19 protein-coding genes are annotated in these 22,907 nt (G+C 56.7%); 1 reads left to right on the plus strand and 18 read right to left on the minus strand.

Features of this window, described 5'->3' with window-relative positions; translation table 11 throughout:
- Positions 1 to 7 precede the first annotated feature (7 nt).
- The 14 genes from VFX97_19425 to VFX97_19490 form a co-directional block, all read right to left on the minus strand.
- Complete coding sequence (locus tag VFX97_19425; GenBank protein ID HEX5705380.1) at positions 8 to 1,861, minus strand: hypothetical protein; 1,854 nt, start codon at positions 1,859 to 1,861, stop codon at positions 8 to 10.
- Positions 1,862 to 2,151: 290 nt separating this feature from the next.
- On the minus strand, positions 2,152 to 3,144 hold the full coding sequence (locus tag VFX97_19430) for a GDP-mannose 4,6-dehydratase (protein HEX5705381.1): 993 nt from the start codon (positions 3,142 to 3,144) through the stop codon (positions 2,152 to 2,154).
- A 71-nt stretch (positions 3,145 to 3,215) separates the two neighbouring features.
- Positions 3,216 to 4,457 (minus strand): glycosyltransferase, encoded by a 1,242-nt coding sequence (locus tag VFX97_19435; protein ID HEX5705382.1) that lies wholly within the window; start codon positions 4,455 to 4,457, stop codon positions 3,216 to 3,218.
- A 153-nt stretch (positions 4,458 to 4,610) separates the two neighbouring features.
- Positions 4,611 to 5,117 (minus strand): dTDP-4-dehydrorhamnose 3,5-epimerase family protein, encoded by a 507-nt coding sequence (locus VFX97_19440; protein HEX5705383.1) that lies wholly within the window; start codon positions 5,115 to 5,117, stop codon positions 4,611 to 4,613.
- On the minus strand, positions 5,089 to 5,853 hold the full coding sequence (locus VFX97_19445) for a sugar phosphate nucleotidyltransferase (protein ID HEX5705384.1): 765 nt from the start codon (positions 5,851 to 5,853) through the stop codon (positions 5,089 to 5,091). The genes VFX97_19440 and VFX97_19445 overlap by 29 nt, the downstream gene beginning before the upstream one ends.
- Before the next feature lie 19 nt (positions 5,854 to 5,872).
- Entirely contained in the window at positions 5,873 to 7,756 is a 1,884-nt protein-coding gene (gene asnB, locus VFX97_19450; protein ID HEX5705385.1) for an asparagine synthase (glutamine-hydrolyzing), read from the minus strand.
- A gap of 62 nt (positions 7,757 to 7,818) precedes the next feature.
- Positions 7,819 to 9,240: a glycosyltransferase family 39 protein gene (locus tag VFX97_19455; GenBank protein HEX5705386.1), complete on the minus strand. Its 1,422-nt coding sequence runs from the start codon at positions 9,238 to 9,240 to the stop codon at positions 7,819 to 7,821.
- Positions 9,241 to 9,258: 18 nt separating this feature from the next.
- Entirely contained in the window at positions 9,259 to 9,984 is a 726-nt protein-coding gene (locus VFX97_19460) for a hypothetical protein (protein HEX5705387.1), read from the minus strand.
- Between the two features lie 32 nt (positions 9,985 to 10,016).
- Entirely contained in the window at positions 10,017 to 11,138 is a 1,122-nt protein-coding gene (locus tag VFX97_19465; GenBank protein ID HEX5705388.1) for an NAD-dependent epimerase/dehydratase family protein, read from the minus strand.
- 25 nt (positions 11,139 to 11,163) lie between these two features.
- The gene (locus VFX97_19470; GenBank protein ID HEX5705389.1) at positions 11,164 to 12,063 is read right to left on the minus strand and encodes a methyltransferase domain-containing protein; all 900 of its coding nucleotides are present in this window, start codon (positions 12,061 to 12,063) and stop codon (positions 11,164 to 11,166) included.
- Positions 12,064 to 12,097: 34 nt separating this feature from the next.
- On the minus strand, positions 12,098 to 13,174 hold the full coding sequence (locus tag VFX97_19475; GenBank protein ID HEX5705390.1) for a glycosyltransferase: 1,077 nt from the start codon (positions 13,172 to 13,174) through the stop codon (positions 12,098 to 12,100).
- A 3-nt stretch (positions 13,175 to 13,177) separates the two neighbouring features.
- Positions 13,178 to 14,479, minus strand: coding sequence for a glycosyltransferase (locus VFX97_19480; GenBank protein HEX5705391.1), 1,302 nt, complete (start codon positions 14,477 to 14,479; stop codon positions 13,178 to 13,180).
- Positions 14,476 to 15,483, minus strand: a complete 1,008-nt coding sequence (locus tag VFX97_19485) for a glycosyltransferase (protein ID HEX5705392.1) — start codon at positions 15,481 to 15,483, stop codon at positions 14,476 to 14,478. Before VFX97_19485 ends, VFX97_19480 begins: the two co-directional genes overlap by 4 nt.
- An 11-nt stretch (positions 15,484 to 15,494) precedes the next feature.
- On the minus strand, positions 15,495 to 16,538 hold the full coding sequence (locus VFX97_19490; GenBank protein ID HEX5705393.1) for a Gfo/Idh/MocA family oxidoreductase: 1,044 nt from the start codon (positions 16,536 to 16,538) through the stop codon (positions 15,495 to 15,497).
- 269 nt (positions 16,539 to 16,807) lie between these two features.
- Between VFX97_19490 and VFX97_19495 the strand changes: the two genes are divergently transcribed.
- The gene (locus VFX97_19495; GenBank protein ID HEX5705394.1) at positions 16,808 to 17,317 is read left to right on the plus strand and encodes an ORF6N domain-containing protein; all 510 of its coding nucleotides are present in this window, start codon (positions 16,808 to 16,810) and stop codon (positions 17,315 to 17,317) included.
- Here VFX97_19495 and VFX97_19500 read toward each other — a convergent pair.
- From VFX97_19500 to VFX97_19515, 4 genes are read right to left on the minus strand one after another with little or no spacing between them, the layout of a single operon-like run.
- Entirely contained in the window at positions 17,307 to 18,776 is a 1,470-nt protein-coding gene (locus VFX97_19500) for an acyl-CoA dehydrogenase family protein (GenBank protein HEX5705395.1), read from the minus strand. The genes VFX97_19495 and VFX97_19500 overlap by 11 nt on opposite strands.
- Positions 18,777 to 18,792: 16 nt before the next feature.
- Positions 18,793 to 19,914, minus strand: coding sequence for a DegT/DnrJ/EryC1/StrS family aminotransferase (locus tag VFX97_19505; GenBank protein ID HEX5705396.1), 1,122 nt, complete (start codon positions 19,912 to 19,914; stop codon positions 18,793 to 18,795).
- Positions 19,915 to 19,952: 38 nt separating this feature from the next.
- The gene (locus VFX97_19510; GenBank protein HEX5705397.1) at positions 19,953 to 20,426 is read right to left on the minus strand and encodes an acyltransferase; all 474 of its coding nucleotides are present in this window, start codon (positions 20,424 to 20,426) and stop codon (positions 19,953 to 19,955) included.
- A gap of 12 nt (positions 20,427 to 20,438) precedes the next feature.
- Entirely contained in the window at positions 20,439 to 22,823 is a 2,385-nt protein-coding gene (locus tag VFX97_19515) for a polysaccharide biosynthesis tyrosine autokinase (protein HEX5705398.1), read from the minus strand.
- Positions 22,824 to 22,907 lie beyond the last annotated feature (84 nt).

The following is a 22,907-nucleotide window of genomic DNA, read 5'->3' on the forward strand; positions in this document are numbered from 1 at the left end:
CGGTCTTTCAGTCGCGTGCATCGCCGTTTCGCGTCGCAAACGGGGTGGTGGGCAGGCCTTGCTCGCCAATGCTTTCAATGCGAATCGCCATGCGTTTTAGTTCGATGTTTTGGGCTTCGCACTCGCGCAGAATTTCGTTGATACGTTCCTCCGTGATGCTGGGACTCGAAATTACGATCTGCTCGATTCTTTGGTGGGTGACAATCCGGTGGAGCAGGCCATTGCCGCCAAACACTGGCAAGCCATGAATCACCTTGCCACGCTTTTTCGGATCGTCGTCCATGAATCCCACCGGCTTGCATTGCAGTTCGCGATTATTAAGTAACTCGCGCAAAAGCAATTCGCCAGCGTCGCCGGCACCGTAGATCAGGGCGCGGCGGCCCTGGATTGCGGCGCCGGCCGGCAGCAGTTGTCGGAACAAACGAAAGGCCATGCGGCTGCCCGCCAGCAACATCAACATCATCATCGCTTCGACGAGAAAGACGGCGCGCGAGAATCCTTCAAAACGAAACTTGAAGAGGATGATGATCATGCTGATGACTGAGCCGGCCGCGACGGCCTTCGCGAACACCACCAGGTCATCGATCCCGGTGTACCGCCAGATGCCGCGATAAACGCCAAAGAACAAAAATGCCGCCAGCCGCACCACTACAACTATCGGCAGCGTGCGCAGGAAAAGCGTGCGGGCGGGGCTGTCTGAGAATCCCTGAATCGTCAAAGCGTAGGCGGACCAGTACGCCAGAATGATTAGACCGACATCCATCAGCACTTCAAAGATGCGCCGCTTATAAGAAAAGTCGACCAGAAAACTGAACCGTGGTTTTTCACGCGCGGCCGCGACTTGCTCTTCTTCGTCATAAGCTTTGACGCCGGCGAGATACACGCCCAGCAGCGTCAGCACAATCGTGAAGCCGAACAAAAGCGCAATGCTGACGTCCGGCCTCAGGGCGCGCACGGCCACCGCGAGCAGCCCCGAAACCGCCGCCAATCCGTAAAGCATCCACACCGCGCGCCGCTCGGACATGCCCAAAGCGACCAGCCGATGTGAAGTGTGATCGCGCCCACCCTGCGAAGCCGCGCGTCCCGAAAGCTTGCGCAAGATGGTGACGAACGTCGTATCAAAAATCGGAATGAACAGAACCAGGATCGGAACCGCGAGCACGGGCAGAAAACTTCGCGACCGTCCGCCGGAAAGATTTATCAGTGCGGTACTGGCGAGGAAGAAACCAATGAACATCGAGCCGCAGTCGCCCATGAAGATCGACGCGGGCGTCGAGTTGAAAACCAGAAACCCGAGCAGCGCCGCGGTGAATACCGCCATCATGCTCGCTTCCACCGGCTGCGCGCTGGCGATGAAGTTCAACGTGAGAAAGCCCGAAGCAATCGCGGCAATTCCCGTGGCCAACCCGTCCATGTTGTCGAGCAGGTTGATGGCGTTGGTGATGCCGATGAGCCAGAAAATCGTGATCGCGATGTTCACGGATGCGGATCGCGTCCACGGGAGGGTCAGACCGTAATTCACGACCGCAGCCGCGCCGACAATCTGGCCGATCAACTTTTGATAAGGCTTTGTATGGATCAGATCATCGACCAGGCCGACAAAAAACAGAAAGCTGCTGGTGGTGATAATTACCCACGTGTGCGGTATGTGCGGCAGAAAGAAGATGTAGGTGATCAGCACGCTCAGCCAGATCGCTACTCCGCCCATCATCGCAGTGGGCTGCTTGTGCCACCGGTCAGTTTTGGGTTTGGCCACCAGCCCGAAACGACGCGCCGCCAGGCGCACGACCGGCGTCAGCGCCAGGGCGAGCGCAAAGGAAATCACGGACGGAACGAGGGTTGAGACTTTCAGCGAATTCACTTCAAATCAGAGAAAAAAGGCGGTTATTCCGGATTTGGACTCGTCGATATTAGAAGCTATTCGATTGGGCCAGCAAAGGCAAGTCACAAGTCGGTAAGCACTACCACAAGTCTGTATTACGGCTCGGGGCGATTGTCGTTGATAATAGTGGTCCTAATATCGCTGAAATCTGGCCGCGCTATCAACAAACTCCGTAGCGATGTGTTTGCAGATAACTTCGAGGGTGTTTATGCCGATCCCGGAAACGATTCGGGTTTCCGGTGGCGGGGGAGGTTGTAAAACGTCCACGTTCAGGCGATCGCAGAGGTTTGCCTGGGTGGCTGTTTCCCGCTATGAAAATCGATCACCGACTTTAGAATGCCGTCGAGATCCATCGCCGGCTTGAAGCCGACCAGCTTGTTCACCTTTGAGATGTCCGGGATGCGCCGCGGCATGTCTTCGAAGCCCTCTTCGTAAGCCTCATCGTATGGGACGAACACAATCTCAGATTCCGACTTGGCCAATGCTTTTACGCGCTTGGCGAGGTCGACAATCGAAATCTCCTGGTTCGAACCGACGTTGAAAACTTCGCCTACCGCGGCGTCAGTGTCCATGAGCTTCATGAGGCCGCCGACCACGTCACCCACGTGGCAGAAGCAGCGCGATTGCTTGCCGCTGCCGTAAACCGTGATCGGGCGGCTGGCCAGCGCCTGCTTTACGAAGGTGGGAATCACCATGCCGTACTGACCAGTCTGTCGCGGGCCGACTGTATTGAATAGACGTACGACGGTGGTCGGCAATTTCTTTTCGCGCCAATAAGCCAGCGCCAGAAACTCGTCGATCGCTTTCGAGCACGCGTAGCTCCAGCGGCCTTTCGTGGTCGCGCCCATCACCAGATTGCCGTCTTCGCGAAAAGGAATCTCTGCGCTTAAACCGTAAACTTCTGACGTGGAAGCGATCAGGACTTTCTTCTTTTTCTTATTTGCCAGCGAGAGCACGACTTCAGTGCCGTGCACGTTGGTCTCGATGGTGCGCACGGGACTTTCGACAATGAGTTTCACGCCTACAGCGGCGGCGAGATGAAAGATCACATCACATTGATCGACCAGCTCAGCGGTGACCGGCTGGTTGGCCACGTTGTCGATCGTGTAGTGAAAACGCGGATGGTCTTTAAGATGGCGGATGTTTTCAATACTGCCGGTCGAGAGGTCGTCAATAACATAGACTTCATCGCCACGTTCCAGATATGCGTCGGACAAATGTGAGCCGATGAAACCGGCCCCGCCTGTGATCAGAATTCGCAAATAATTGCTCCCTTCAATTCGTGCCAGTCTAACATGGCCGCTGGCCGCTGCCGGTCTCCTGAATGCGCCGGCTATGCCGCTTTTGCTTTCAGAAGCTGATCGTACAAGTTTGATATATCGTTAATGAGGCGCTCTTTCGCATAATTACGAGCCACAAATTCGCCGCCCCGCCGGCCGAGCTCCTTTCGTAAACCCTCATCCTGGACCAATCTGGTGAGGCCTGCGGCGAAGCCCTCCACGTCGCCACTTTTCACGGAAATTCCGCGTTCACACACAGAGTAGCCGGTTTCGTCAGCGAGTCTGGCGCCAAGCAAATCGACCACGCCGCCCACCGCCGTCGAAACCACGGGGCGTTCGTTAGCCATCGCTTCAATCAGTGTGAGAGGTGTTCCTTCGTTGTGGCTGGTGAGCGCAACAACGTCCAGCGCCGGATAGAAAAACTCCGGATCTTCACGCGTGCCCACGAAGACGACATCGTCCGCCAGCCCGAGTTCGCGCGCTTGATCTTCGAGAGTTCCGCGCAGGCTGCCATCTCCGACAATGACGAAGCGCATCGGCCGCTGATCTTTTGCAGATCGATTGAGTTCCTTTGCCCGCGCCGCCGCGCGCAAGAACATCGCGTGGTTCTTGATTTCGGTCAGCCGGCCTACGATTCCGACGAGTAGTTCGTCATCCGCGTTTAGTTCTTGCCGCAAACGGCTGCGCTTCGCCTGCCAGTCTGAGAATTGACCTAGGTCGAGGCCCAACGGAACTACGGCGTACTGCTCGGGCGTTCCGACCCTGAAGTCTTCGTTTATTTCGCGTCGCTGCTGCTCGCTCACGACGATGATTCGATCAGTGACCAGCCGCGCCAGCGCGCGCTCAATCGTTAAGAAAAGTTTTGTCTTCTTCGGCCCATAGTAGCTATGAAAAACGTGCCCGTGATACGTGTGGACAAAGCGGCAAGCCCGCGGCTTGCCAATCAGCGTTGCGGGTGTGAGCCAACGATAAAGCAGTCCCGCGACGCGGCCGACAGTTCCGGCTTTGGCGGTGTGCGTGTGAACAAGGTCGGGTCGCTCGCGCAGCATCAGTCGGAAAATTTTCCAGCTCGCGAGCGCGTCGCGCAGAGAAATCTCGCGACTCATTTGCGGAATTACCTGCGGAGTCACGCCGGCGGACTGCGCGAAGTAGGTCATGTCGTCTTCACCGGGCGGGACCACCCCGGTCACGAGAACCGTGTCGTAGCCGTTTGCGCGCAGGCCGTCAGTCAACCACACAACGTGCCGCGCCGGCCCACCCACGTTCAAACGGGCAATGATTCGGAGGATCTTCAAAGCAGTGTGCAGAAGGCAGTGAGCAGTGAGCAATGAGTGGCAATCGGCATGACGAGTATTCTGCGGTGATAGTGTCTGGCGATCGATAACAACGTAAGAGGCCGAGCTGCGAGTTGCAAGCCCGGCCTCGCGTTACGTCGGTACCGCTCACTGCTAATCATCCATGCGGAAGATTGTATCCGGATCATCCTCATGTCTGATCTCGTCAATCGCTTCCTGACGGCGGTCGCCCATGTACAGACGGTTCGGGCAATTGATGACTATGCCGTCCGTCTCGCCGACGTTTTGATACGCATGGACGACTCCTTTCGGAACGACGACGGCTTGAGGATTGTCCTGGCCCACCACCAGAGTCATCACGGCCTGATACGTAGAAGAATCCGGACGATTGTCCCACATGCGCATCTTGAAATTGGACGGTCCGATAAAGCAAAACAAATCTGCCTGGTCGATATGCTCATGAGGTCCGCGCGCCACGCCCGGCTTGGTGGAAGAAATGTAAGACATCACGGGAAAGAACTCAGCCGGCAATTCGTCGTGCCGGAAGAGTTCGGTCAGCCAACCGCGACGATCGTCGAACTTTCGCAGCGGGCGAACGATGACGTCGTTAATATCGCCCGAGTGGAAAGGTTTAGGAGTTAGTGCCGGCTTCTGCTGCATGTGTAAGTTCCATGTTGTTGGCGCCGGTTTCGGCGACCAGATTCGAGGCGTGTAAAAGACTTTCAAAGGTTCCAGCGTCAGTCCACCAGCCGTCTAATTTATCCCAGGTCATTTCTCCGCGCGAGATGTAGGCGTTGTTAACGTCGGTTATTTCCAACTCGCCGCGGCCGGAGGGCTTAAGTGTCCGAATGATGTTAAAGACTGCGCTGTCGTACATGTAAATCCCAATTACTGCGTACTCTGATTTTGGCTGCTTCGGTTTTTCGTCAATTCGCAGGACCCGCTGCCCGTCAAGCTCAGGTACCCCGAAGCGTTCCGGATCGCTAACCTGTTTCAGGAGAATCTTCGCACCGCCGCCCTGTTCGCGATACGCGTCGGCAGCCTCGCGAATATTTCCCTGGATAATGTTGTCGCCGAGAACCACGCAGATCGAATCTCCGGCGGCGAAGTGCTCGACCAGCGAGAGGGCCGCGGCAATGCCGCCTTCGCCCTCCTGATAAGTGTAGTTCAGGTGCTTCAATCCGAACGCCTTGCCGTTGCCGAGCAACTTCAAAAAATCGCCGGCGGAATTACCGCCGGTGACAATCATAATGTCCGTAATACCTGCGTTGACCAACGTTTGGATCGGAAAATAGATCATCGGTTGGTCATAGACCGGTAGCAGGTGCTTGTTTGTGACCGACGTCAGCGGCCGCAACCGGCTACCTAATCCTCCTGCCAGAACGATACCTTTCAAGTACCATCACCTCCAAAATCTAATCAATAAACCGTTGGAACCAAAGTTCGAGCATCAACAGGGTCCACAGGCGGTGCTCGTGATTCTGCGCGCCGCTGACGTGTTGTTCAACCAGACGCCGAACCGCTTCGGGTTTGAACAATCCACGATTGAGGGCTTTTTCAGACAACAAGGCTTCACGCAAAAAGCCCTGGAGTGAACCGCGGAACCAATGTCCGATCGGTACGCCGAACCCCATCTTGCGCCGATCGAGATTCTCAGCGGGCAGCAATTGACGCAGTACACGCTTCAAAAGATATTTTTTCGTGAGGCCGCGCAGCTTGAAATGCTCGGGCAGACTCGCGGCGAACTCGATGACGTGATGATCGAGAAACGGCGAACGCGCTTCCAACGACACCGCCATCGTCGCAATATCGACTTTCACCAGCAGATCGTTGGGCAGGTAAGTCATGGTGTCCGCCAGCAGCGCCGCATCCAGCAGACCCGCGCCGTTCGCGTTGACGAACCATGGCTCGATGAACCTCGCCGCACGTTCAGCTTTGGTTTCCCGGGCAAACTCTTCTGAATACAGATCGTGCTGCCGCGGACTGTCGAAAACGCTGATCCAGTGCATGTACCGTTCGACGTTCGGCAACGAAACCGCGCGCATAAAACGCTTAGTGCGGGCGGCGAGCGTGCGCCGCTCGTCCGAGCCTGGCAGAAGCTGGACCGCGCGTTCGATAAGACCGCCGCGTAGCACATTCGGCAGGCGGTGATATCGCTGCGCAAGCAGCATCGCAGAGTAGCGATCATAGCCGGCGAACGATTCGTCACCACCGTCGCCATTCAAAGCCACAGTTACGTGACGGCGAGTCTCGCGCGCGACGTAGTACGTCGGAATGGCCGAAGAATCGGCGTAAGGCTCGCCGTAGTGTTCGACCAGTGTCGGCAGGACTTCGAGTGCATCAGGCCGGACGATGAATTCGTGGTGATCGGCGCCGACGTGTTCTGCCACGCGACGCGCGTGATGCAGCTCGCTGAAATCCTGTTCTTCAAATCCAATTGAGAAGGTCTTTACCGGCGTCGAGCTGACTTCGCTCATCAATGCCACGACGGTGCTCGAATCAATGCCGCCGGAGAGAAACGCTCCGAGCGGCACTTCCGACATCAGCCGGACACGCACGGCGTCGCGCAAAATCTCGATGAGCCGTTCGCCGGCTTCTTCTTCCGTGATGTCCAGCTTTTTGCTGAAGTCCGGCAGCCAGTAACGCTTAAGTTCGATCTCGCCCTTACGCCAACGCAGGGTGTGGCCCGGTTCAAGTTTTCTGATTTGGCGATAGGCGGTGAGCGGCGCGGGCACGCACATGAACGTGAGGTAATAATGCAGCGCTTCGCGATCGATATCGCGACTTACTTCCGGATGCAGCAGCAGGGTCATGAACTCGGAAGCAAACACCAGGCCGCCGTTGGCGGTCTGCGCGTAGAGCAGCGGCTTCTTCCCCACTCGATCGCGCGCCAGAAACAATTCCTGCTTTGCTTCATCCCAGATCGCGAACGCAAACATGCCGCGCAAATGCTTCGCGCAATCGTCGCCGTACCTTGAGTAGGCATGAACGACAACTTCGGTATCTGAATTCGTTTGGAAGTGGTGGCCGAGGTTCTCGAGCTGCGCGCGGACTTCTTTATAGTTGTAGATTTCGCCGTTAAATACGATCCAGGCGGTGCGTTCCTGATTGGGGATCGGTTGCTGGCCGGATTTCAGATCGATAATCGAAAGGCGACGCATCGCCATTCCGACATGGTTGTGTACGTAAAAGCCATCCTCGTCCGGCCCGCGATGGCGGATTGCATCATTCATGCGCTCGAGCAACTGCCGGTCGACCGGCTGCCCGTCCCCGCGAACCATTCCTGCTATGCCACACACGTTATTTGCTCACTTGCCTTACTTGCTTTCAACCTTAGACGGGAGTACTTGCGCGATTTGTCTCATCCACTGCCGGATGGCTCTTTTATCAGGCGCCGCGGAATACGGACAGAAGCGGCCCGCAACTCTTCTGCGTTGCGCTTCCGTCTCTCTTCACGTTTTTCTTTCATCAGCACAGCGCCGACCGCCACAAAGATGAAATAGAAAACCAGAACTTGCGCGCGCTGCCGATACGCCGTACCGACGTTTCCCTGGAAAACTGAGTAAGCCAGAGTCAGCATTGCAGTGAAAATCAAAATGGGGGACATCTGTCGCAGACGATGTTTTATCGAAAACCAGATCCCCAGGATTAAAAGTGGAAACGCGGCCCACCAAATCACCATTTCCGGCAGCGTCAAGCTTTGGCGCAACGAACCCAATTGCCACGGAAACGGCGCGAACAGCAGATAGACCATTCCCACCGGAATTGTAGTCAGGGCCCCGGAGGCGGTCGAAACGTCCACGTCTCTGCCAAAACCCGATTGGGCCGATCTCGCCGCATCATGACGGGTGCGCTGAAGCTGTTCAAAGTCGGCGTACGATTCGACTTGAATGTTGGCGTATCTGGTAACTCCCAAATATGTCAGCGACAAAGCGAGCAGAACCACCACTACCAATTGACGCGCCATGCTTTGCATGGTCACTTCGCGCATGCCAATTACGAATGCGGCCACAACGGCCAGCAATAGCATGTAGAAAACATAAAAGCGAAAAGCCAGCACACCAAGCAGCGAGCCAACGAGTACCGCTCCCCAGGGCACGCTAAGTTTATGTCCGAGCTTAATTGTCGCCAGGATGGTGAGCGCCAAAAACAGCACGATCGGTCCGTCCTTTAGTCCCTGCGAAGACCATAAAACGAGCGAGGGATAAAAGCCGACTGCAAAACCTGCCACCTCGGCGACTCGGCGATTGTTAAAGACCTGTTTGGCGGTCAAAAAGATCACGGGGGCCGTGGCCGCGCCCAGCACTGCATTCACGAACTGAACCGCGAGCATGTTTCGTCCCAGCATGGCATAGATAACCGCAACCATGGACACCATTCCCCACCCTGAGCGGTAACTCTTGCCCACGAAGCGATCAACTTCCAGTTGAGCAAACTTATCGCCCCCCCAGGCGAGCAATTGCTGCTGGCCGTTAAAATCGTAAGTCCAGGCATCACCACCGAAAAAGTCCTGCGCGTTTAAGGCAAATATCGCGGACCCGATCAAGACTCGGATCAGGAGCGCCAGCAGAAACAACTTTAAGAGATAGGCACCGTGGGACGGCTCGCGCCGGATAATTGCCCCGACAATTGCGGCAAAGAGGCCACACACCAGCAGAGCGGCGCCGCAGTAAAACACTGTCACTGGTCCATACTGAGACGAATAGGGAGCGGCCAAAGTCGGCACAAACAGCAGGATCGCCACCGAAAGCACGAAAGCGAGGAATGCGATAACGCCATTCATGTGATTAGGATAAGACGCCTAGATATCATCGGGCAAATCCGGCCTGGTCTTCCTTTCGATCAGGAACTTGTCATCAGCATTGAGCTCTTTTATGAGCTTGGCCGGCACGCCTGCGATTAACCAGCCTTCACCATTCACCGTCGTGGTTACTACCGCGCCTATCCCGACAATGCATCGTGAAGGAATGCCACTGCCGGGGGCCATGCGAATCTCTGAGCCGACGTAAGCAAAATCGCCGACGCTGATCGGCAGTGTGCGCTGGCGGTTATGGGTCCAGAGTGAAGAGTTGCGCCCGCCGATGATCGTACGCCGTCCAATCGTAACCCGATCGGTAAAGTCAATCTTGTGGCCGGTGGTAATAATGCTCCCGGGCCCGAGCGAAAACCGCGGGTCAATTGCGTTCACCACCTCAGGCTCAGGGATCGAGTTTATTTCATTCAGCCGCAGTAGTTCGGCATACCTTCCGAGGGTTACTTCTTCTCCACCGCGAATGATATTCAGGTGCCCGATGCGCACGTGGTCGCCCATCGTTAGTTTCTGCACGCCTATTATCAGGTTGAGATGCCCGATTATTGTGTCGTCACCAATTTCGCACTCACCCGCTTCGACAATGCTTAACCCGATGCGCACTCGCTTGCCGATCCGGTAGCCAAAGAAAAGCCGGTAGCACGGCCGCTTTAAAAACGACGGAAGCACGGCGAGTAGTCCGAGGACGAACAAACGGAATTTTCCTGGACGGTGCATGTCGGCTTAGAGGTTCCTAATCGGAAAACTGTTTATCGAACAAGTTGACGCGTTTCCAGTTCGGCGGTGGCCTTACTCACCTGATCCTCAGGTGTTTGCTCGCGCACCCACTTTAGCAACTCCGGAATTCCCATTTCGAGTGTGACTCGCGGCGCATAGCCGATCTGCTGCCGAGCCCGCGAGATGTCCGCCACGCAATGGCGAATGTCACCCTCGCGATAGCGCGACACAATTTCGGGCGAGATGTTTTTGCCTAGTCCTTCCGCCAGAAGGCCGGCAATCTGCCGCACCGAAGTCGGTACGCCGGTACCGATGTTCACGATCTGGTAATCCGCGCCGTCAGCTTCAAGGGCGAGCAGGTTGGCCTGCACGATATCGCTGATGTGCACAAAGTCCCGCGTCTGTTCGCCATCCTCAAAGATCACCGGCGGCTGATCGTTCAGCAGTCGCGCTGAGAAAATCGCGCAGACACCCGTGTAAGGATTCGACAAGGCCTGCCGCGGGCCGTACACATTAAAATAACGAAGTGCCACCGTGGGAATTCGGTATGCCCGTCCTACGACGAGGCAAAACTGCTCTTGATCCTGTTTAGTGATTGCATATATCGAAGTCGGATTTAACGGCTTGTCCTCGCGAGTCGGCGCCGGCATAAGCTGCGAGCTGCAATTGTCACATTCCATCTCCCAGCGGCGTTCCAACAACTGCGTTAGCGGGCGCACTTGAGGATAGACAGTGCCGCACTTGGCACAGGTGTAAGCACCCTCGCCGTAGATTGACATCGAAGAAGCTACGACCAGTTTCCTAATTCGATCCTTGTAGCCGAGGAGACGCTGTAAAAGGACTCCGGTGCCCAGGTCGTTCGCGCGCACGTATCGATCAATTTCATACATCGACTGACCGACACCGACTTCGGCCGCCTGATGAAAGACCGCATCCACGCCTTTCAGGGCGCGATCGACGGTTTGCTGATCGCACACATCGCCGTGAATAAACTCGGCTTCCGGATTCACGTGTTGCGGCAAGCCGTTGCCGTGGACCTGCGGAACCAGCAAATCAAGGACGCGCACCCGGTGGCCCCGCTCGATGAGTGCGTCGGTAAGATGCGACCCGATAAAGCCGGCGCCCCCGGTAACCAGGATGTTCAACTTTTCCAATGCTTATCTCGCGGAAAGATTTGGATCAAACCTCGGTAGCAGTACGAGTCAGAGCAGGCTTTTTGGCCCAAATTGCCATATACACGCCGGCGCCGCGATGTTTGCCGAGCCAGTTAATGGCCCGTCCAGCGTTGAATTCAAGTCGCTTCGCCAGGCTCATGTCCTCGGCCGGCACGGTCACCGAGCCACCCATTGAAAGCTCGATTAAATCAAATCCGACCCGGGTTAACAAATGCCTCAAAGATTTCGGGTTAAAGCCCTGGACGTGGTATGGGGGGAAAGTCGGCGCCAGATTCAGCACCCAGTCGCGGCCGCGCGCTCGCATGTATACATTGCCCGCTTGCATGTAGAGACCATCCTCGTTAGGCGCATCAAAATAGAAGACGCCGTTGGGCTTGAGCACGCGCAATACTTCAGTCAACGTATTGAACGGCTCGTACAAATGTTCGATCACACCGTTCATGATCACCGCATCGAATGAAGCGTCGGCGAACTTCATCTGCTCTAAGGTGCCAAGTCGGGCCTCGACGCCGAAATTCTTGCGCGCCCATTCGACGTACTCGGGCGAAGGATCAAGTCCGACGCATTCCCAACCGGCTTCGCGCGCCGCCCACAGCAACTCGCCGCGACCGCAGCCGATATCCAGAATATTTCCGCGCCGCCCCAGCCGGGATTCGATCTCGCTTATCAATTGCCGGCTGCTCTCTTTCTTTTGTTCGAGATCGTGAGCGCTGAAATAGGATTCGGTATCGGCGTAGATTTCCTCCACGCCCTCTTTGGGAAACGGCATCGGATGCGGATAGAGGTGCGTGCATGAGTCGCAACGCACTATCTCAATCCGAACGCCGAGCCGGTTGCGGTGCGCCGCGCCGCCGCGCCAGCCCAAATGTGTGTGCGTAGTGCCGCCGCAGGCACCGCACGGCATTTCGCGAAGCTCGAACTGAGGCGTTTGTCTCACGTTAGGCTACTGCCGCTTTGAAAGCCGCAATAATTTTTTCGGTATTCCCGGCAAGGGTGTATTGGTAAGCAGATTCAGCCGCCGCCCGCGACATGCGACGGCGCAACTGGGAATCTTCAATCAGCATTCTCAGGTATTCGACCCATTCATCTTCGGAACCGGCAAGAAATCCGGTCACGCCGTGCTGAATCACTTCGGGGTTTGAACCGAGAGGTGTGGCGACGGTGGGAATTCCCAACGCCAGGTATTGCGCCGTCTTCATGTAGAACTTCCACTTGTTCCATTCATTGAGGGGTAAAGGCACCATCCCCACGTGCATCTTTCGCAGGTCCTCAACTTCAGTTTCGGCACTCCACGGTTGCGCCGTGTAGTTTACTCCCGGCAGATTGAATTCGGTGCCGCCGATTAGATGCACGCGATGCGTTACTTGATCAGCCAGGCGGCGCAGCGCTCCCGAGATAACCTGAATGTTCTTCATGGTCGTCGGACTTCCACTCCAGCCGATGCAAACATCGCTGTTTGTTTGCTCAACCGACTCGGGCCGATAGACATATTGTCGCGTGTCGACCACGCTGGGCACCTGCCAAATGTTCTTATTGAATTGCGAAACGTAGTTGCGAATCTGCGTAGAGTTGACCATCACGACCTTTGCCAGGCGGCAGATGTCGGCAATCTTTCCAAAGAATTTCAGGTAGGACCACAATCCGTTTGAGGGACTGCGATAAGGCACAAACAGCGGGTCATCCAACTGATAAATTATTGGAAGACCGCGCCGCGCGATTTTCTTTTCGAAGAATGCGGGGCCCAGCAAGGCTGCTTCGCGATAGACAAAAACCGCGTCATAGTCGTCGAGGTGATCGATCAAATCCATTCGATCGCGATAGGCCTTGACCATCTCGGCGGCTTTTTCAAACTGATGCCCGGGTGTGTACAGAATCTCGTGCAGACGCTCAGTCTCAAACGGCGCCCAATGCAGATTTATCCCCGCGGGCTTGAGAACATCCTCCCAAAGCTCAATGCTGCCTCGCTGACCAGGAGCAAAACCGGCGCGATTAGGGACTAACGTTAGAACTTCCATGCGTCAAATTGGGGCGGATCCAGCCCGCGCTGCGGCGCGGTCGTGGAACAATCGCTCGTACAAACGCCGATAGCGCACGCTGCCAACAGTTTCTAAATCAAATTCACTGTGGGCCGTGGCGCGGCAACGCGCGCGGATTGTTTCATTGGCGAGCAGCGCATCCAACTGGGCCAAAGCGCGGCCATAACTTGCCTCGTTGAATTCGCTGATCAATATGCCAACGCCATGCTTTGTAAGCAACTCGTCAACGTCGCCGACGCCGGTATTGGCAATCACGGGCAGGCCCGCGGCCAGGTATTCCGCGATCTTGGTCGGCGACGAGGACTGCTTGGAATAACACGCCTTGATAAACGAAATGGCGGCGTCGGCCGCTGAAAGATGTCGCGGGACATCGGCGGGCGCGACGGTGCCGACAAAAAAATCCGCCTCAGCAATTCCGCGCGCGCGCAATTGTTCAGTCACCTGTTCGCGCGGACTCTGCGTCAGAATCAGCGAAAAGGTTCTGGCGTCGCGGCGATGAGCTGCGCCGAGGAACGCCGCCATTTCGTCAGTGAGGTACCAGCCTCCGAACGAGCCGACGTAAGCAATGACCCGCCGCCCGTGCAGATTAAGCTCCTCACGGATTGCGCTCCGTGCGTCGCGGCCGGCGGCTTCGAACCTGGCGAAGTCCACACAGCAGGGAATCAATTCAATGGGGCGGCCGCTTTCATCCGTGTCGGTCCGGCCGGGGAACAGAATCTCACGCGCTTTACTGGTCAGCACGACGAAAGCGTCGGCAGTCTTGAACAAATGACGTTCGACCCGTTTCAAGCCTCGATACAAGTACCCATTGGCCGGCCAGACACCAGCATCCGTGTACTCTTCGGGCATGAACCCGCGAATGTCAAAAATCAATCGCCCGCGGCGAATTCGTCTGGCCATCGCGCACATCAACGCCGGCACATGATTCCGTGCATGCAGGACATTGATCCGCTCACTTTTCATCAGTCGCGCTATCCGCAATGTGCCCGCCGCGATGTCAAAGAGGGTCGCGGGCAATGTCGGCCGCTTGTGATACTTCAACCAATGCCAACTGATCCCTTGTGCCGCCAAAGTCTGCGTCTGTTGATGTAACTCTTCAGCGCTCCAGCGCTTTTCTAATTGAGGTTCGAAAGTCAGCAGACTTACGCGGATGCCGCCGGCGACCAAAGCCCGCAGGTACGGGAGCACCTGAGTCTGGACCAGCGGCTCGCGGAGACCGAAGTAACACACGTACAAAGTGCTTATGTGACGGTTACTTTCTTTCCCTGGACCGTTGATCCTCATTGGATTTGTTTACTTGGTGCCCAATCGCGCCGCGCGTCATGCACTAACCACGCGATCGATCCAATCGCGACCGATAAATCGATGACAGTCAGGATCGGCATTAGCATCACCAATCGTGCCAGGTTGCGCGCCGGGTTCGCCGGATAGGTTGTGCGGTTGCGCAGGATAGATTTCGCGGCCCGGGCCATCATCATCCCGAGCCATAAACCTGCCGGAACCACCAGCCACCACCAGCCTGCGAAGATCGCCGGCGCTGCAAAGAGAAGCAGGAAAGCGTAGCGCTTGAAGATCGCCAATTGCCACTCTCGCCACAGCCCCGCGCGAATGTTGTGGCGCGCATACGTGGTAAATCGCCTGAATGTGCGCCACAGATTTGGTTGCAGGTTCCAGTGGACGATTGCATCCGGCGCGGAAGCGACGCGAAAACCGGCAGTCTCGACTTTACGGATGAACAGCAAGTCTTCGGCCGAACGCAGGTCTTCCGGGAATCCGCCCACGCTCTCCCAAACTTTTCGTCGCATCAATGCCGAAACGATGGACCACGGCCGGGCGCCTTGTTCGTCCCGCGCCGGCACATAGGCGATCGCCGCGCACTCTTCGAAGAAGCTATCGACCTTCGGCTCAAAGGAACCATAAATGACATCGATCTGCGAATCAAAGACGGCGGCCGCGGCCAGCCGCTCCAGCCAGTCGGGTTCCGGACGGGTGCCCGCATCGGTGAACGCGAGCCATTCTTCGCGCGCATTTGCCGCGCCGATATTGCGCGCCCGGCCGGGCAAAGAAAACTCTTCGCGCAACAGCCGCACCGGGGCGCCGTTAGACACGAACTGCTCGATGATGTCAGGCGTTTTGTCGGTCGATCCGCCGTCCGTAATGACAATTTCGCTGGGCCGCAGCGTTTGGTTGAGTAAGCCTTCGATAAGAGTGGAGACGGAAGTCGCCTCGTTGCGAACGGGCACGATCACGCTGATTTTCGGGACACCTACCGGTTTGCCGTCGTTCATTCTTTGAAGAGCTACGCGGGAACTGAGGCGGCGGCGCTCAGAAACTGAAAATGCCCGTCCTGCTTAATTGATTCCTGTGCCGCTTCGAGAATTCTGACGACGCGTAAGCCGGCTTCGCCATCAGTTAGAGGCCTGCGCGCGCTGTGAATTGAATCGAGGAACTCAGCGACGACGTGATGCAGAGCTTCGGTGGCGTCGAGCTTCGGCGCCCACACATCGCCGGTGCGATAACTCACCAGCGTTTGATAATCAGCTTCGCGATCGCCGACACGATTCGCCGTCACGCCTTTGTCGTAAACGCGCACCTTCTCAGTCGGTTCGATGTCGTCATAAAGAATCATTTTGCGCGCGCCGGCGATCAGGGTGCGGCGAATCTTCACCGGCGCCAGCCAGTTAAAATGAAAGTGCGCGATGAAGTCGTCTGCAAACTTCATCACGAGATACGCGATATTTTCGATGCCCGGCTCGATGTGGCAACTGCCCAGCGCGCTGACGCCGATCGGTTGCCGCTCGATCAAATAATCCATGATCGAAAGGTCGTGTGGCGCCAGATCCCAAAGCACGTTGATGTCGCGCTGAAACAAACCGAGGTTGATGCGCACCGAATCGAAATACAGCAAGTCGCCGAGTTCGCCGCTCTTTAGGATCTCCTTCATCTTGCGCACGGCGCCCGTGTAAACAAAAGTGTGATCGACCATCAGCGTGAGGCGATTTTGCTCAGCGAGTGCGATCAACTCCTCCGCTTCGCGAGCAGTCGAAGTTAACGGCTTTTCCACCAGCACGTGCTTGCCGGCCAGCAACGCTGCTTTCGTTATTGGATAGTGAGTGCCGACTGGCGTGACCACAGCAACCGCATCAAGCTCCCGATCGGCCAGCAGTTTTTGATAGTCGGTAGTGGTGCGCGCGGCCGGGTAACGGCGGCCCATGGCGTTGAGGCGCGCCTCGTCGGGGTCACAAATCCATCGCAAGTGCGCCGCCTCGTTCTCGGCAAAATTGCGCAGCAGATTCGGCCCCCAATAGCCGCAGCCGATAACGCCGATGGTGGTGGCAGTCACGAGTAGAGAGGATAACGGTCATTGATCTAAAAGGGAATTGGCGTGCTTCCTGGAGGTGGCAAATTGGCCCGCCAATTCTTATTCCCAAACGCCGACGTGCCACGCGAGGAAATCACACTTTGTGATGTCCCAAAATCGGAGTCAGATTAACCTAGTAAAAGATCATTGCATGGCTTCTCATCAACCGCGTCCACTATCATGGTCGCGGAAACTCACATGACAGGAAAGTCCCTGATCCCCGCCGAAAGAATTGAACGCACGATTTATCGATTCGCGGCGAGAAAGTGATGCTGGATCGCGATCTGGCGAGGCTTTACGGAGTCCCTACAAAAGCACTTAAGCAAGCAGTGAGGCGTAATACCGACCGTTTCCCTGGGGATTTCATGTTTGTTCTCACGGCGTTGGAACTCGATGATTGGAGGTCACAATTTGTGACCTCCAAATCAGACCAAATGGGACTTCGTTATCCACCGATGGCGTTCACGGAACATGGGATCTTGATGTTATCGAGCGTTCTAAGCAGCGCCCGCGCCGTCCAAGTCAACATTGAAATCATGCGCGCGTTTGTCAGACTGCGTCAGATGCTGGCGTCGAATTCCGAACTCTCGCGCCGGCTGGACGAACTCGAAAGTAATTACGACCGCCAGTTCAGGATTGTGTTCGACGCCATCCGCGAACTCATGACACCTGCCCCCGCCACGCGCAAGCAAATTGGTTTTCAAACCACGCCTGGAAAAAAAAGTAACAGCCGCTGGCTTGAAGGTTGGTTCACTCCTTAGTAGCCAGTGTCCTCGCGGTGAACTCCGCGAGCTCGTGAAAGATCGGTTCGATGCCCGCTTCTTTTTCTTCTGCAGGCAGACGCAAGTGCAGATCGACCCGCGCAGAAATCTCTTGTAGCTCAGCCTCGTCGGCGTAAGGAGCGAGATGCGCGAACAGCATTTCGTGTGCGCGCTTGCGTTCCATCACTTCCAGACCGTCGAGCATCTGCCGGTGCGGCGTGCCTTCCCAAATCGGCAGGATCATCGCTTCGCGCAGCCAGCGCTCGGCTGAATACTCAGACAGCACGCCCATGCCGCCGTGCACTTCCATGTTCCACTTTGCAAACTGCACCGCCAGTTCAGCCGTCCAGTATTTCGCGAGGTGCGTCACGAGGCGAAACAGGTGATAGCGATCCGAGTAACGCGGCGTCTCTTGCCACACTTCGTCGAGCAGTCGCATCGTTTCCCACATTAACGCGCGCGCGTGAAGTAGCTGCGCGACGCGCTCTTCGATCTGACGGCGCAGAAGGGGATGATGAATGATCGGTTTGCCGAAGGCGGTGCGCCGTTCGGCGAACGTGACGGCGTCGGCCAGCGCTCGCTGCGCCAGCGCGACACTGCCCACGATGTTCCCGACTCGGGACAGGTTTAGCGATTCGAGAATCAGGTAGATGCCCGATTCCTGCTGGCCCAGCAGATACGCTTCGCTGTCACGAAGTTCGACTTCGCCCGTCGGAACTGAGCGCGTGCCAATCTTTGGTTTCAATCTGCGGATGAAATAGTTGAGCCGGCCGTCGTCGCAATACCTCGGCACCAGAAACAGCGCCACTCCCTGCACGGTCTTTGGCGCACCTTCCGGACGCGCGGCAACAATCGCGAGCTCCGCACCGACGTTGCTTGCGAAATATTTATCGCCCGTGAGTAGCCATGAGTTTGCACCTTCGCTGTCGGTCGGGCTTCTGCGCGCCACTGTCTCGACGTTGGCGCCGAGGTCCGAGCCGCCCTTTACTTCCGTCATCCACGTCGCGCCCTGCCAGTTGTTGCCTTCGCGACGCAGCAATGGGGCGAGAAACTTTTGCTGCAACTGCGGCGTCCCATACTTTCTGAGGGGAACGGTTGTCGACAACGAAACGATGTAAGGGCAGCCAAGGCCTGCGTCGAAAAAGCAGGTCACGTAATCGATCAAGTAATGCATCCTGAGCGAGTCGCCCTCAAACGCACGCCAAATTGCGCCCGCCTCGTAGCCGCGCCTGAGCATCTTCCAGTAGTCGGGTGCAAACAGGATTTCGTCCGTCCGTTGGCCAAACTGGTCGAACAGGCGCAGCCACGGCGTGCCCGCGCGATCGACGGCTTCAGAGATCGCGACGCCTTCGGCCAGCCACCACGATTCGTAGTCTTTCAAGACGCGCGTATGGTCGGGATCGATTAGGTGGTCGAGAAAGGTGAGCGGCGACTTCAGGGATTGTAGGTCTGCGTCCATCGCTCGCGCCGTCGATTTATCGGATCGCGTCCACCACCGCTTGTTGCTGTGCGTCAGTCAACTCAGCGAACAGCGGTAGTGATAGCACGCGTTCACACAGGCGCTCGGTCACAGGCAGGTCGCCCGTTTTGTAGCCGAGGGATGCGTAAGCCGGTTGCAAGTGGATTGGAATGGGGTAATGGACTCCGCTCTGAATGCCTTTGGCGGCCAGACGATTCTGCAATTCGTCGCGGTTGTCACACTGAACAGCGTAAACATGATAGACGTGGCGCGAGTATTCCATTTCGCGCGGCAATACTAATTCGGTGTCGCTGAGAAGCTCGTTATACCGGGCGGCACGCGCGCGTCGCCCGTTGTTCCATTTGTCCAGGTGGGCCAGCTTCACGTTCAAGACCGCGGCCTGTAGCTCTTCCAGACGAAAGTTGTAGCCAACGATCGCATGCGCGTATTTGCTGGTCTGACCGTGTTGGCGCAACAGCCGCAGTTGGCGCGCCAGATCTTCATCATTAGTAACGACGGCTCCGGCTTCGCCGTACGAGCCGAGGTTCTTGCTCGGATAAAAACTGAAGCAGCCAGCGGTGCCGAGTCCGCCGACACGGCGGCCTTTGTATTCCGCCCCATGTGCCTGGGCCGCGTCTTCGATGACATGCAAGTTATGTTTATCCGCAAGCGCGCGGATTGGATCGAGATCGACGGCCTGCCCGTAAAGATGCACGGGGATGATGGCGCGCGTACGTGGCGTGATTGCTTTTTCAATCTCGGCGGCGGTGATCGTGTAGGAAGCCGGATCGACGTCAACAAAGACTGGGACCGCGCCGAGGACGGAAACCGTTTCGGCCGTCGCGAAAAATGTAAACGAAGGAACGATTACTTCATCCCCCGGGCCGATACCGCACGCCATGAGCGCCAGTTGCAGCGCGGCAGTACCGCTGTTCACTCCCACGCAGATCGCGCTGCCGACATACTCAGCGAACGTTTTCTCGAACGTGTCGACCTGTGGGCCCAGGATGAAATTCGTGTTTTCAATGACGCTGGCGATGGCCGCGTCGATTTCCGGTTTGATCGTTTGGTACTGAGCTTTGAGATCGAGATAAGGAACCGAGATTTGATTTGTGTCAGGCGCGAATGGTTTGGACATAAGCTGATAAGTGATAAAAGAGTTTCAATCCCCAATTTTCAATTCGCAATTACTCTTGCGGGATTCCCGGCCACGGTTGCGCCCGCGGGAACGTCTTTGGTAACGACAGCCCCGGCGCCGACGATCGCGCCCTGGCCAATTGTGACTCCGCACAAGATGGTGGCGTGGCTGCCGACGCTGGCTTTGGCGCGCACGATCGTCGGAACTACTTTCCAATCACGGTCAGTTTGCAGGGCGCCGCTTTCAGTGGTCGCGCGCGGGTATCTGTCGTTGATGAAAACGACGCCATGGCCGATGAAGACTTCGTCCTCGACCGTGACGCCTTCACAGATAAAGCTGTGCGAGGAAACCTTGCAGTTGCGGCCTACGCGCGCACCCTTCTGAATCTCGACGAACGAGCCGATGCTCGAGCCATCGCCGATCTCGCAGCCATAGAGATTAACGAAGTGATGGATTTTGACGTCGCGGCCGAACTTTACGTCAGGCGCGATTACGCAGAACTGTCCCGGCATGAAACTAGAGTATCAGCGGGCGGAAGCAGCCGCGCTCTCGTCACCCTCGTCTTCAGAGGTGTAGTACTCGCTTTGATAATAGGCCGAATACCCCGCGCCGTAGTACTCATGCGAGTCTGCCTTCACGTTGTTCAGCACGACACCGAAGATATTCGCGCCCACGTCCAGCAACTGTTGCTTGGCGCGCCGCACGACCGCACGCGAACTGCGTCCGCCATGCACGACCAGAATCACGCCATCAACAAAAGTCGAAAGAATTGACGCATCGGTAAATGAAATCGCCGGCGGCGAATCGACGATGACGTGCGCGAATCTTTCCGTCAGGCTGCTCAGCAACTTGCGCATTTCTTCCGAGCCCAGAAGTTCAGCCGGATTCGGCGGGACTGGGCCGGAAGTTAACAGCTTTAAGTTCGCAATGCCCTCATAGCTTTGCAGAACGTCATCAATTGGACATTCGCCGGAAAGAAAATTAGTGAGCCCGCGGGCATTCGACAGGTTGAAATTCGCGTGCAGCCGTGGCCGGCGCAAATCACAGTCGATAATCAAAACCTGGGCGCCCGTCTGGGCCAGCATGAACGCAGTATTCACCGCGGTCGTCGTCTTACCTTCCGACGGCTGACTCGACGTTACGAGAATTGTCTTGGGCGGAGTGCCGGCGGAGGACAGCAACAGCGACGTGCGCAAGTGCCGGTACGCTTCGGCCATCGGCGAGCGGACATCATTAACCATCGCCAAAGCGGTCGAAGCATTTGGAGACTGCGCGGCTGCTTCAGCCGCAGTCAATCGTCCTTTTTCACTGCGCGCCGCCGGGATGAGCGCCAGCGCAGGCAAGTGAACGTAACGGTCGATGTCGTCCAACGACTTCACCGTGTCATCGAGGAAGTCGAGGAGGAATGCCAGGCCCACGCCGGCCATCAGCGAAAGTAGAAAAGCGATAATGATGGTGCGCAGGCGCGCCGGGCCGACTGGCGCCTGGGGCACGCGACTCATCTGTGCGATCGAGACGTTCGTGCCGCCGTCGCCCGATGTCGCATTCAGCTCACGCTGCTTTTGCAGCAGTGTATTCAGATACTGCTCGTCAGTGGCCAACTGTTGCGTCATCGCCGCCAGGTCGATCTCGGCCTTGGTTCGCGTGGTTGTTTTGCCGTGCTGGCCCTCATAAGCTCTGATTAAGCTCCTTTCCTGGGCCTGCGCGGCTTCAAAATTCCTTTTCATCGAGGCCAGGACCTGCACCGGCGCTTTTTTCAGATCGGCTTCAGTGGATTTGATCTGCGCGTCAATCTTTCTCACTTCCGGCCATTCAGGCGTATAGATCTGAAGGAGCGCTTCGCGCTTTTCTTTCAGGTCGCTCAATTTATCGCGAAGCTTTCGGATGTATTCGTCCTGCTGGACAGCTGGATTCGTGAAGGGATCGTCGGCGGTCTTCGCTGCGTTGTAGGCTGCCTCCAGATTACGGCGCCGGTTTTCTGCATCCAGCAATTGCTGGCTGTAACCTCGCTCGCGCTCCTTCTCCAAATCTATTGACGTCGGCCCGAGCGGAAGATTGTTGCTCTTCGCGAAGTTGAAACGTTGGTCGCGCTCGGTCTTCACCTTCTCTTGAAAAGTTGCGATCTGCTGGGCGAGCGCGAGCTCAGCTTTGCTCATGCCGAGTTCCTGGCGCTCAAGATTGTTGTGTACAAACACCTCGGCGAGCGTGTCGGCGATTTGTTTGGCCAGCTGAGGATTCGTATGCGTGTAATTAATGACGACGAGATTAGTCTTCTCGATCGGCGTGATTACCTGGCCGGCGACGATTGCGTCTTCGTACGGTTCCAGCGCCGCGAGTTGCTCTGCGGTCAGTTGCCGTAGCTGCATTTCGTTCTCGCCCACGGGATCAGCGTCCGTGTTTTGACCCTGGGCCTTTCCGGGCTTGGTTCGTTCGCGTCCGAGCAGCCGGTTGAGGGAAGAGAACACTCCGCCGTTCGCCTGGCCACCCAGAAAATCCGGGTTGTTTGGCAGGTCAAGCGTCAGTACTACCTGGCGTGCGAGCACGGGACTCTGCAACAGCCTCAGTTGTGTGCCCCAGAAGTTGGGATCGGTTGGGTTAATGACGAGTCCGCCACCAGTTTGCAGAATACTCCCCTGCTTTGCCTCAATCCGAATCGTACTGCTTCCCTGATAGATTGAGGGTTCGCGATACGCCTGGATGGTCACCAGCGAAGTGATTACCAGCACCAAACTCAAGATCAGCCATTTCCGCTTGAGGACGATGTGAAGATATTCGCGGACGTTTGTCTCAGCAATCTGATTGCCGTAGCGGCTATATTTTCCATACCCGCGGCCGTGGGCAATCTCCGCGAGTGAGGTGTCTGCGTCACGCCCCGGCCGTACCGGGAGCAGGCGTTCGTCTTGGGTCATAGTGCTAAATCCTACTTCTTTAAGCTTTTGGCCTCGAAAACCGAACGATCATAATAACAGACCGTTTCACCGAGGCAAGCCGAA

Source organism: Pyrinomonadaceae bacterium (genome assembly GCA_036277115.1).
Taxonomy (GTDB): domain Bacteria; phylum Acidobacteriota; class Blastocatellia; order Pyrinomonadales; family Pyrinomonadaceae; genus UBA11740.